The sequence below is a fragment of the Rhodococcus sp. OAS809 genome (assembly GCF_040546695.1).
In the GTDB taxonomy this organism is placed as follows: domain Bacteria; phylum Actinomycetota; class Actinomycetes; order Mycobacteriales; family Mycobacteriaceae; genus Rhodococcus_F; species Rhodococcus_F qingshengii.
The window spans coordinates 6,113,380-6,125,427 of record NZ_JBEPOI010000002.1; the positions used below are offsets into that span (position 1 = coordinate 6,113,380).

Sequence of the window (12,048 nt, forward strand, 5' to 3'; positions counted from 1 at the left end):
TGACGATGGCCCTCATGAAGCTGTTGATGCTCGGAGGAACACGGTTCCTCGGCCGCGCTCTCGTCGATGACGCTTTGGCTCGGGGCTGGGAAGTGACAGTGCTCCATCGTGGGCTCACCGGAGCGCCACCACCTACAGCGGAGGTCCTGTTCGCGGATCGCACCGATCAGCGTGCGATGGTTGATGCGCTCGGTGATCGTCGATGGGATCTTGTCGTCGACACCTGGTCGGGTAGCCCCCGAGTGGTCGGTGAGAATGCACGCGTTTTGCGCGGTCACGTCGACCGGTACGCATACATCTCCAGTGGATCCGTCTACCAATGGGGCTTGCACGTAGACGAGACCTCGCCGGTGGTTGCCGCATCTGCGACCTCCGATGACAACAGCGATTACGCGTCCGCCAAACGTGGGGCCGAACTCGCTGTCCTGGAATCCTTCCCGGACGCGTTGCTCGCGAGGGCAGGGTTGATACTCGGCCCGCGCGAGGACATCGGGCGGTTGCCGTGGTGGTTGCAGCGTATCGCGGCGGGCGGACGTGTCGTTGCTCCCGGAGTGCCGACCAGACCGTTGCAGTACGTCGATGCCCGCGACATCGCAACCTTTGTCCTGGCCGGACTGGCCGCCGGGATCAGCGGGGCATACGACGTCATCAGCCCGTCCGGCCACACCACTACCTCCGGACTCCTCCAGGCGTGCGTGGTTGCCACCGGTTCGGACGCTGAACTCGTGTGGATCGACGAGGACAGGCTGGCGGCCGCTGGAGCGCAGCCGTGGACACAACTTCCGTGTTGGGTGCCGCAGGAGGGTGAGTTCGCGGGCTTCCTCGAAGCCGACACCGCCAAGGCGGGGCAAGCAGGGCTGCGGTGCCGGCCCGTCGAAGACACCGTGCGCGATACCTGGGAGTGGATGCAGCGGGAAACTCTGCCGACTCAGCGGGAGGATCGTGCGGTGCACGGCCTTCCATCCGAGATCGAAAAGGAACTACTCTCCGCCGGACAGTGAAACGAGTCTGGCCCGGTTCGCATTCGAACCGGGCCAGACTCGTGAAAGACGATCGATCAGGCGTACAGGTCGCTGATCTTGGTCTTGTGAGCTTCGTGAATGATGTTGCGCTTGAGCTTGAGCGTCGGCGTCAATTCACCGGTCTCCTGGGTGAAGTCGACCTCGAGGATCGTGTACTTCTTGATCTGCTCGGGGTTGGAGACCTTCTTGTTCGCGTCGGCAACGGCCGAGTCGATCTCGGCGATCAGGTCGGCGTTCTTCACCAGATCGGCAATCGGGGTGCCGGCGGGCAGGCCGTTGCGCTCGACCCAACCGGGCAGAGTCTCCGGATCGAGGGTGATCAGTGCACCGATGAACGGCTGACCGTCGCCGACGACGAGGCACTGGCTGATCAGAGCGTGCGCGCGCAGGGAATCTTCGAGGCCTGCCGGTGCGACGTTCTTGCCGCCCGCGGTGACGATGATTTCCTTCTTGCGTCCGGTGATGGAGACGTAGCCCTCGTTGTCGATCGAGCCGAGGTCGCCGGTGTGGAACCAGCCGTCGACGATGGATTCGGCAGTGGCCTTCTCGTTGTGCCAGTAGCCGGCGAACACGACCGGGCCCTGCAGGAGGAGTTCGCCGTCCTCGGCGATCCGTGCTGCATGGCCGTTGATCGGCTTGCCGACGGTGCCGACGCGCTGCGCGCTCGAGGTGTTGACGGTGATTGCGGCGCTGGTCTCCGTGAGTCCGTAGCCCTCGTAGATCGGGATGCCGACGCCGCGGAAGTAGTGGCCGAGGCGCGCGCCGAGGGCTGCGCCACCGGAGACTGCACGCTCGCACTCGCCACCCAGAGCTGCGCGCAACTTCGAGTAGACGAGCTTGTCGAATACCGCGTGCTTGAGCTTGAGTGCCAGTCCGGGGCCACCCTTTTCGAGGGATTCGCTGTATTCGATGGCGGTGGCAGCAGCCTTGTCGAAGATGCTGCCCTTACCGCCGTCGACTGCCTTCTGGCGAGCCGAGTTGTACACCTTCTCGAACACGCGGGGCACCGAGAGGATGAAGTTGGGCTTGAAGCCGGCGAACTGCTCGAGCAGCGTCGTCAGGTCCGACGTGTGGGCGACGGTGACCTTGGCGTCGAAAGCGCCGAAGGAGATCGCCCGCGCGAATACGTGGGCAAGCGGCAGGAACATCAGAGTCTTCTTGCCGGGGACCATGGACTCCGGCATCGCCAGGCGGCAGGCGTTGGACTCGGCGTAGAAGTTGGAGTGCGTCAGCTGGACACCCTTGGGGCGTCCGGTGGTTCCGGAGGTGTAGATCAGGGTCGCGGGCGAGGCAGCGGTGACCTGGTGACGACGAGTGTGCAGTTCTTCGTCGGTGATTGCCGAACCGCGACTGGACAGCTCGTCGATCGCACCCGACTCGATGACAAGAACCTCGCGGAGGGCTTCTGCGCCGTCGGTGACTTCCTTGTGAGTCTCCGCGTGCTTGGCCGTTTCGACGACCAGAAGTGTCGTCGCTGAATCCTCGAGGATCCACTGCGCCTGATCAGGGGAGGAGGTCTCGTAGATCGCGACGGTGCATCCGCCTGCAGTCCAGATGGCGTAGTCGAGAACGACCCACTCGTAGCGAGTCGCTGACAGGATAGCGACGCGGTCGCCGAGCTCGACACCTGACGCGATCAGGCCCTTGGCAACTGCGGAGACCTGCTTCGCGAATTCAGCTGCAGTGACGTCGACCCATCCGCCGTTCGACGGCCTCTTGAACGGCACGAATGTGGGGTCTTCTTCGGCGTGACGGAACACGGAGTCGGCCATGGATACGTTCTCCGGAATTGAGAACGACTGTGGAACTGAGAACTCGCGCACTATTGACCCCTCCAGTGACTACTGACATTTCTGATGTGCATTGCATCACATTAGTCGTCATTTTGCACTGTCGTTACTATTCGGTAGAACTGGTCGGGCGCTGACCTGCAGTTTAGTGTGACCGCCTGTTTACAGGTACTCAGGCGACGTGTTGGAGCGTGCGACCGTGCACGGACAGCCACCGCCGAATTGCGTAGTCCAATCGGTCCGGATCCACTCCGAGTTGCTCTGCAGTAGCTGCAAGGATCTCCGAGGTGTCTCCCGGCAACTCGGTGGTGCCGAGTGTCGCGCTGATGAAGGTGTCGGCAGCGGTCCCCAGATCGGTGTGCGGAATTCCGGCCAACATCAACAGGTGGGCCCAGGTCACTTCGGAACCGTCTCCGCACGCGTCCACCCAGGCATGGTGAACGGCTTCGAGAGCGTTGTCGGAATCGGCGGCCGACAGCAGGTCCTCGACGCTGTTGATCCGCAAGTGATGGAGTTTCTCGGCGACCTGTTGGATGTGCCGTGCCTCGATCGGGACACCCGTCGCCGTGTAGCGACGCTTGTACGAGCCGATCTTGCCTGCCCACTGGTCCGAACTGCCGGCTTCCTCGAAGGTGCGGAGTAGTTCACGTGCGCCATCCGTGACGGGTTTGTCCTCGCGGGCTTTCCGGTACGCCAGGTAGCGATCGACGACGGTCACTTCGCTGTGACCCGACGTGGACTGAACGGATTCGATGATGCACAGGGCGAGGCTCTGTCGATAAGCGTCTGACGCAACCCAGGCGGAAGGGTCGCCCAGGCGGTCACGGCACGCAGCTGCGACGGCGTCGACGGTATCGGTCGAGATGGTCACGGTTCCTCCAGAAAGCCGAATTCTTTTTGTTCCATTTGGGCTATCGGCACCGAGGAGCGAAATGTTGCACACATCACAAATTCTCAGAGATCTCTTGGACTGTGCTCAGGCTGGAGAGGTGTGCACTCAGGCGAGGAAGGACAGCACTTCGTCGTCGCTGAGTTGATGAAAGTCCTCGAATGCAGCACCGACGCCGCCTAACAGGGCAGGAACGAAGGGGCAGACGACCCGATCGGCGGAGCACGCGATCACTCTCATGGCTTCGGGGGACGCTACTGGGACAGCGACGATCACGGCGGCAGCACCCGCGGTGCGCGCGCATCGGCAGGCAACGGCGGCACTCGCGCCCGTAGCCATTCCGTCGTCGACGATCACCGCAGTGCGTCCGTGGAGGGAAACCGGGGTCCGCCCCTCGCGCAGGAGATGCGCCCGCCGTTCCAATTCGGTTCGCTCGTCGCGTTCGACGGCGACGAGTTCTCTTTTCGAGACGCGAACCGCTGCGATGACGTCGTGGTTGAGGACCCGCACGCCGCCCTCACCGATGGCGCCCATCGCCAGTTCCGGGTTGTACGGACTGCCGAGCTTGCGCACCACCACGATGTCGAGCGGAGCGTTTAGTGCCGCAGCCACCTCGGCTGCGACCGGAACTCCGCCGCGCGGGAGTCCGAGAACGACGGGCTTGTCGATACGCAAGGTCTCGAGCCGCCCGGCCAGAAATTTGCCGGCGGAAGATCGATCCCGATACTGGGTCACTGCGTTGTCCTCGAGAAGCTCGAACCCCGACCAGTTCGACGCTACTCGCTGCAGGTCACCGCGACGAGACTGTGAACCTCCGCAGCGCGAGAGCGGGATTCTTCTCGCGTACCTCGGTGATGCGAGCAGCCGAAACGAGTGCGGTGGCGACCCCGACCTGCTCGCCAAGTGAACACATCACGACGCCCATCGGGTCGACGATCATGCTGGCACCCGCGCCGCCGCGCGCGCTCTGATCTGCCGCTGCGATGTACATCGTGTTCTCGATGGCCCGGGCGCGCACGAGAGTGGTCCAGTGGTCTTCCTTGAGCGGCCCCGGCACCCACTGGGCGGGCAGGAGCAAGATGTCTGCGCCGACGTCGACGATGCGCCGGGTGACTTCCGGGAAGCGCAGGTCGTAGCAGGTCTGGAGGCCGAAGGTCAGGCCGTCGCACCCGAAAGTCTGCGGTTCGGTGATCTCGCCCGCGCGGATCACGGCCGACTCCTGGTAACCGAAAGCGTCGTAAAGATGCAGTTTCCGGTAGGTCGCCACCAGTTCGCCGTTCGGGTCCATCGCGACGAGGGTGTTGGAGATTCTGCTCACGTCGTCGATCCGCTCGTTCATTCCTGCCACGAGGAAGATTCCGAACTCCGCGGCGACCGACGCCAGCGCCGAACCGAATTCGCCGTCCAGGTCCTCCGCGGACTCGATCAAACGCTCATCCGTCTTCGGTGCGGTGAACATCGAGTATTCCGGCGCCACGACAACTTTCGCGCCGCGTGCTGCTGCATCGGAAGCCAGTGATCGCAGTGATTCGAGGTTGGCTTTCTTGTCCGTCCCCGGGGCGAATTGGGCAATCGCGACAACGGTCTGGGAGGGGGTGGCTGCGGTGGCTTCGGTCATGCTTCCTACGCTAGGCGAAACCCGCTGGGAGGGTGGATCTGTCGTAAAAGCACCCCCGGTATGTCGTCGTGTCTATACTCTATCCGCTAAACTGCTGGTCAAATGAGTGATATTGAGCGTGACCCCGAACCCCCAACATTTGCCGACCTCGACATCGATGATCGGGTACTGAAGGCACTGTCAGACGTGGGCTACGAGTCGCCCTCGCCCATTCAGGCTGCCACCATTCCGCCGCTGCTCGAAGGCAAGGACGTCGTCGGTCTCGCACAGACCGGTACCGGCAAGACCGCAGCCTTCGCAGTTCCAGTCCTGTCGCGGATCGACACGTCGATCAAGCAGACCCAGGCGCTGGTGCTTGCTCCCACGCGTGAGCTGGCGCTTCAGGTTGCCGAGGCATTCGGCAAGTACTCCGCGCACATCCCCGGACTCAACGTGCTGCCGATCTACGGTGGCCAGAGCTACGGCGTCCAGCTGTCGGGCCTGCGCCGCGGCGCACACGTCGTCGTCGGTACCCCGGGTCGTGTCATCGACCATCTCGAAAAGGGCACCCTGGATCTGACCAATCTCAAGTACCTCGTTCTCGACGAGGCCGACGAGATGCTCAAGATGGGGTTCCAGGAGGACGTCGAGCGCATCCTCCGCGACACCCCCGGCGACAAGCAGGTCGCCCTGTTCTCCGCAACGATGCCCGGCTCGATTCGCCGGATCTCGAAGCAGTACCTGAACAATCCGGTCGAGATCACCGTCAAGTCCAAGACGTCGACCGCCTCGAACATCACGCAGCGCTACATTCAGGTTGCTCATCAGCGCAAGCTCGATGCACTGACCCGAGTCCTCGAGGTCGAGGCATTCGAGGCGATGATCATCTTCGTCCGTACCAAGCAGGCCACCGAAGACCTGGCGGAGAAGCTGCGGGCCCGCGGGCACTCGGCTGCCGCGATCAACGGTGACATCGTCCAGGCACAGCGTGAGCGGACCATCGGTCAGCTCAAGAACGGCGCCCTCGACATCCTCGTCGCGACCGACGTTGCCGCTCGAGGCCTCGACGTGGATCGAATCTCCCACGTCGTCAACTACGACATCCCGCATGACACGGAGTCGTACGTCCACCGCATCGGTCGTACCGGCCGCGCCGGTCGTCAGGGTGACGCGTTGCTGTTCGTCGCCCCGCGTGAGCGTCATCTGCTCAAGTCCATCGAGAAGGCGACCCGTCAGCCGCTTGCGGAGATGCAGCTTCCCAGTGTCGACGACGTCAACGCCCAGCGCGTGGCCAAGTTCGGTGACTCCATCACCGAGAGCCTGGCCTCGGAGAATCTCGCGATGTTCCGCAAGATGATCGAGGACTACGACCAGGAACACGACGTTCCGCTCATCGACATCGCTGCCGCTCTGGCGTTGCAGTCGCGCGACGGCGAAGCATTCTTGCTTTCTCCCGAGCCGCCGGCACCGCCGCGTCGTGAGCGCGAGCCTCGTGAACCACGTCCTCCCCGTCGTTTCGACGATGGCCCGGCCCCGCGCTCGCGTGGGCCCGAGGGCCAGGAGCTGGCCGCGTACCGCATTGCAGTCGGCAAGCGTCACCGCGTCGTTCCGGGTGCCATCGTCGGTGCCATCGCCAACGAGGGTGGGCTTCGTCGAAGCGACTTCGGGCACATCAGCATTCGCCCGGATCACAGCATCGTCGAGTTGCCGGCAGACCTCTCCAACGAGACTCTCGAAGCTTTGCGTCGCACACGCATCTCCGGCGTCCTGATCCAGCTGCAGCCTGATTTCGGGCCGCCGCAGGGACGTCCGAGTGGCCGTGGCGACCGTGGTGGCCGGGACGATCGTGGTGGACGTGACGACCGCCGCGGTGGCGGACGCGATCGCTACAACGACTGACCTACAGCTTCAACGACTGTCATGAAGACTGAAACAGGCGCTGCCCTCCGCGAGGAGGACAGCGCCTGTTTTCTGTGTGGGGGGCAAGGCGCTGCGCGGTATCAGATCGGCGTCGGTGCGAGGGCGCCGTTCTTCCGGGCGTTGGTGTCGAACTGCGTGCGGTACAACTCGGCGTAGCGGCCGCCGCGCGCGAGCAGTTCCTCATGGTTGCCGCGCTCGACGATCTGGCCTGCCTCGACGACAAGGATCAGGTCCGCGGAACGGATCGTCGACAATCGGTGAGCGATCACCACCGCAGTCCGCCCGGCGAGTGCTTCGCCGAGTGCTTCCTGAACCGCAGCTTCCGACGTCGAGTCGAGATGCGCGGTGGCCTCGTCCAAGATGACGACGCGAGGCTGGGCCAGGAGCAGGCGTGCGATGGTCAGGCGTTGACGCTCGCCGCCCGAGAGGCGGTAACCGCGTTCACCCACCACGGTCTCCAGTCCGTCGGGCAGCGACGCAACCAGGTCGGTGAGCCGTGCGCGCTCCAGAACCTCACGCAGATCCTCTTCGGTGGCATCCGGTCGCGCAAGGAGCAGGTTGGATCGAAGGCTCTCGTGGAACAGGTGCCCGTCCTGCGTGACCATGCCGACGGTCTCCCGGATGGAATCGGTACTGAGGTCTCGGACGTCGACGCCGCCCAACTCGACCGAACCGGAGTCGATGTCGTAGAGGCGCGGAATCATCTGCGCCACGGTCGACTTTCCGGCGCCGGACGTGCCGACCAAGGCGACCATCTGTCCTGCTTCGGTGCGGAACGACAGGTCGTGCAACACGTCCTCGCCGCCGCGGGTGTCGAGGATCGCGACTTCCTCCAGGGACGCGAGAGACACCTTGTCCGCGGATGGGTATGCAAAAGTGACGTTCTTGAACTCGACGGACACCGGTCCCTGCGGCACCGTGCGTGCATCGGGCTTCTCGGTGATGAGCGGCGCCAGATCGAGAATCTCGAATACCCGCTCGAAGCTGACCAGGGCGCTCATGACGTCCACCCGGGCGCTGGCCAGTGCGGTCAACGGCGAGTACAGCCGCGTCAACAACAATGCCATCGCCACGACGGCGCCTGCGTCCAACTGTCCGCGCAGCGCGTAGAAACCGCCGAGTCCGTAGACGAGGGCAAGAGCAAGGGCCGAGACCAGCGTCAGCGCTGTGACGAAGACGGACTGCAGCATTGCGGTCCGGACTCCGATGTTGCGCACACGCCTGGCGCGAACCGCGAACTCCGCAGATTCTTGCGACGGGCGGCCGAACAGCTTGACCAGAGTCGCGCCGGGAGCGGAGAACCGCTCCGTCATCTGGGTGCTCATGAGCGAATTATGGTTGGCTGCTTCACGATTGAGTGCTGCAAGTTTTGCGCCCATGCGCCGTGCGGGGATGACGAAGATCGGGAGAAGTAGCAGCGCGAGGACGGTGATCTGCCAGGAGATCCCGAGCATGACGATCAGCGTGATCACCAGGGTGACCAGATTGCTGACCACTCCGGACAAGGTGTCGCTGAAGGCGCGCTGAGCGCCGATGACGTCGTTGTTGAGACGGCTGACCAGTGCTCCGGTTCGAGTTCTGGTGAAGAACGCGATGGGCATCTTCTGGACGTGATCGAAGACGGTGGTGCGCAGATGCAGGATCAGGTCTTCGCCGATGCTGGCCGAGAGCCACCGGGTCAACAGTCCCAGAGCGGCTTCGAGAAGTGCTACCAGTGCGATCAGGGCGGCAAGTTTGACGACCACGTCGACGGCGTCGCCGCCGACTATCGCGTTGACCACGCGCCCGGCCAGGACAGGTGTTGCCACGGCAAGCGCAGCAGTGACGACACTCAGTACGAGGTACCAGCTGAGGTTGCGTTTCTGTGGAACTGCGAACGTCGCGATCCGCTTCAGTGTCGCCTTCGAGAACGGGCGCCGATCTTCTTGCGCGTGCATCGCGTTGTACATCGCGTTCCACGCGGTGACTTCCATACTCATGACTTCGCCCCTCCGGTCGCCGGCCACGAAGATTACGTGGCCGGTACGACACGAAGGTAGAACCTCAACCAAACTTCAGGTCAAGTGCGGCCTCAGCGGGCCACGTCGACCACCACGCGAGGAGGGTCGCTGAGCGTCGTGACCGTGAACGGCTGCTTCTCGGTCACGCCGATGAACGACTGCGTGACTCCCTCGAAGACGTTGGACCCGTTGACCTCGGTCACGACTCCGCCGACGCCGGGGACCGGGTTGGGGCCGGAGTACTGCTCGACTCCGCTGTCGAAGGGATATGCGGAACCGTCGATCAGGACCTGGATCACTGCGGCACCCTTGATGTCCACGGGCTTACCGCTGCCTTCCTGCGTCGCCGCGTCGACGTACTTGACGCGCCAACCGGGTGTGCCGGTTCCGCCCATTTCGTAGACGACACGATCGAATCCGTCGTGCTCGCCCACTCGGATGTCGACGACGGTGAGCTTGGATTCGGTGCCCGCAGCCGACGTCTTGTCGGAGCTGTCCGTCGGGACTGGTTCTGTGGTCGACGCTGCTGCACTCGAGGTCGAGGTCGAGGTGACGGCCGAGGTGGCTGCCGTGGGAGTGGTCTCCGCGTCCTGCGAACAGGCAGTCAGGCTCACGCCCACTGCGATGGCAGCGACAGCGGCAAATGATCTCGTCCGGTTCGTTGTCATGACTCGATCGTAGGGCTCGCGTTATCGGGATCCGCGGCGGCGGTGCCCGGAGTTACCTAACCGATATCGCCGTCGACATAGAGCCACTTACCCTCTGTTCGCGCAAATCGACTGCGTTCGTGGAGCATTCCCCGCTCGCGTCCGAATGTGTAGTGAGCGCGAAATTCCACGACGCCGTCGGAATCGAACAGCCCGCCCCGTTCGGTGTCCAGGATCTCCAACCGGAGCCATTTCTGGTCGGGGTCGAGATCGAGTTGGGCTGGACGATGGTCGGGATGCCAAGTCTGCGTGAGATATTCGTCGTCCATCACAGCGAAAGCCGTGTAACGCGAACGCATCAGGGTTTCGGCGGTCGGTGCGTGCGCTACTCCGCTGATGTACTTGCCGCAGCATTCGGCCAACGCGTTGCCGCTGCCGCACGGGCACGGATCGGTCGGATTGGGTGTGGTGGGGCGGCGCGAAGTCACCGCCCCATTACAGCACGCGAACTCAGACCAGTTTGTGTTCGCGGTTCTCCCAGTACGGTTTGCGGAGGTCGCGTTTGAGGATCTTTCCGGTGGGATTGCGGGGAAGAATCTCGACGACGTCGATACTGGTCGGGCACTTGAACTTTGCGAGGCGTTCCTGTGTATAGGTGATCAGTTCGGCTTCGTCGATCTGCGCTTCGGCAGTGAGAACCACGACAGCCTTGACGGTTTCACCCCAACGGTCGTCGGGAACGCCGATGACCGCGACCTCGGCGATTGCCGGATGCTCCACCAGTACTCGTTCGATCTCGGGGGAGTAGACGTTCTCGCCGCCGGTGATGATCATGTCCTTGAGGCGGTCCTCGATGAAGACGAAGCCGTCGGAGTCGGCGCGGCCCATGTCGCCGCTACGTAGCCACCCGTCTGCGGTAATCGTTTCGGCCGTCGCCTCGGGCTTACCCAGGTATCCGGGTGTGCACTGTTCGGATCGCCACCACAGTTCACCGGTCGTTCCGGTGGGCACGTCCTCGAGCGTGACGGGGTCCACCACGCGCATCTCGACGCCGGGGATCGCCGTACCTGCCGATGCCATGCGCTCGACCTGCGACTCGTCGCGGTGAACGTCCGGCATCAACGCGGTAATGACGCCTGCCATTTCGGTCATGCCGTAGACCTGCACGAATTCGGTGTCCGGCCACGCTGCGAGTGCCGCGCGCAACAGTGGGAGCGGCATGGGGGCGGCGCCGTAGGTGATGCGTTTGAATGCTTTGAAGGCGGCGACCGCCTGCTCGCCTGCGGCCAGGACTCCGGCAATGACCGGTGGGACGAGAAAGGCGATGTTGGCTCCGGCGGCGAGGCCGGCGAAGATCGACGGTCCGTCGGCTTCTCTCGTGAAGTAACAGCGGCCACCGGTGTGAATTGCCATGATGGCGTAGCACGTTCCGCCGACGTGGAACATCGGCATCGCGATCAAGAATCGGTGATCCTCGTGGGCCGGCAGGATTTCGAGGACATTGTTGCTGTGCGCGAACAGGTTTCGATGCGTGAGCTGGACACCCTTGGGGCGACCGGTCGTCCCGGAACTGTAGAGAACCAGAGCGGTGGCATCGGGGCTCACCTCGGGGCGGGCGTGCAGCGGTGTGACCTCGTCGATCCACGGCTCGAATTCGTCGTGTTCACCGCCGACGGCGAAGATCGATTCGACGGCCGTCAAGCGGTCTCGCATCGCGACGACCTGGGGGAGTAGTTCGCTGCCGACGAACAGAATGCGAGCGCCACAGTCCGCGAGGACGTAATCCAGCTCTTCGCTCGAAAGTCGCCAGTTGGGAACGACATTCGCGGCGCCGAGTAGTGAGGCGGCGTAGGTGACTTCGAGACAGGACAGATGATTCTTGTCGACGAACGCGACAGTGTCGCCGGCACCGATGCCTGATTCGGCGAGGGCGGCGGCGATACACAAGATGCGGTCCCGCCACTGAGCCCACGTGAATTCGGTCCCTTGGAAGGTCATCGCTGCTTGATCAGGCTTGACCGTCGCCCAGTGCTCTAGCCGATCGAAAATGATTCCAGCGGTGGCGTCGGACATTCGGCCGCCTCTCTCGTGTGATTGGTGTCACAAGGTTAATGTGCGCCCGGTCTTCGTATCGCTGTTTCCAGTCAATGCGCACAAGCAGGAGGGGTCGCATTCCCCCCACC

At 63.5% G+C, this 12,048-nt stretch carries 10 protein-coding genes; 2 read left to right on the forward strand and 8 right to left on the reverse strand.

Features of this window, described 5'->3' with window-relative positions:
* Positions 1-5: 5 nt before the first annotated feature.
* A complete protein-coding gene (locus ABIE52_RS31765) occupies positions 6-1,001 on the forward strand; it encodes an NAD-dependent epimerase/dehydratase family protein (protein WP_082920646.1) in 996 nt (331 codons plus the stop codon).
* A 56-nt stretch (positions 1,002-1,057) separates the two neighbouring features.
* Here ABIE52_RS31765 and ABIE52_RS31770 read toward each other — a convergent pair whose 3' ends face one another.
* From ABIE52_RS31770 to ABIE52_RS31785, 4 genes are all read right to left on the reverse strand, one after another.
* A complete protein-coding gene (locus ABIE52_RS31770; protein ID WP_042450345.1) occupies positions 1,058-2,845 on the reverse strand; it encodes an AMP-dependent synthetase/ligase in 1,788 nt (595 codons plus the stop codon).
* 139 nt (positions 2,846-2,984) lie between these two features.
* A complete protein-coding gene (locus ABIE52_RS31775; protein WP_003945151.1) occupies positions 2,985-3,683 on the reverse strand; it encodes a DUF8548 family protein in 699 nt (232 codons plus the stop codon).
* 126 nt (positions 3,684-3,809) lie between these two features.
* Positions 3,810-4,436, reverse strand: a complete 627-nt coding sequence (locus tag ABIE52_RS31780; RefSeq protein ID WP_007736162.1) for a phosphoribosyltransferase — start codon at positions 4,434-4,436, stop codon at positions 3,810-3,812.
* Positions 4,437-4,491: 55 nt separating this feature from the next.
* Positions 4,492-5,319, reverse strand: coding sequence for a carbon-nitrogen hydrolase family protein (locus ABIE52_RS31785; protein WP_064444040.1), 828 nt, complete (start codon positions 5,317-5,319; stop codon positions 4,492-4,494).
* A 102-nt stretch (positions 5,320-5,421) separates the two neighbouring features.
* On the opposite strand from ABIE52_RS31785, the gene ABIE52_RS31790 reads away from it, so the two are divergent.
* Complete coding sequence (locus ABIE52_RS31790; RefSeq protein WP_003945121.1) at positions 5,422-7,197, forward strand: DEAD/DEAH box helicase; 1,776 nt, start codon at positions 5,422-5,424, stop codon at positions 7,195-7,197.
* A gap of 101 nt (positions 7,198-7,298) precedes the next feature.
* Here ABIE52_RS31790 and ABIE52_RS31795 read toward each other — a convergent pair whose 3' ends face one another.
* From ABIE52_RS31795 to ABIE52_RS31810, 4 genes are all read right to left on the reverse strand, one after another.
* Positions 7,299-9,197 carry an ABC transporter ATP-binding protein gene (locus ABIE52_RS31795; RefSeq protein ID WP_064444252.1) on the reverse strand — a complete coding sequence of 633 codons (1,899 nt, stop codon included), beginning with the start codon at positions 9,195-9,197 and terminating at the stop codon, positions 7,299-7,301.
* A gap of 92 nt (positions 9,198-9,289) precedes the next feature.
* Positions 9,290-9,886, reverse strand: a complete 597-nt coding sequence (locus ABIE52_RS31800; RefSeq protein WP_007736169.1) for an AMIN-like domain-containing (lipo)protein — start codon at positions 9,884-9,886, stop codon at positions 9,290-9,292.
* A gap of 56 nt (positions 9,887-9,942) precedes the next feature.
* On the reverse strand, positions 9,943-10,353 hold the full coding sequence (locus ABIE52_RS31805; protein WP_007736170.1) for a YchJ family protein: 411 nt from the start codon (positions 10,351-10,353) through the stop codon (positions 9,943-9,945).
* Between the two features lie 22 nt (positions 10,354-10,375).
* Complete coding sequence (locus tag ABIE52_RS31810; protein ID WP_064444041.1) at positions 10,376-11,938, reverse strand: long-chain-fatty-acid--CoA ligase; 1,563 nt, start codon at positions 11,936-11,938, stop codon at positions 10,376-10,378.
* Positions 11,939-12,048 lie beyond the last annotated feature (110 nt).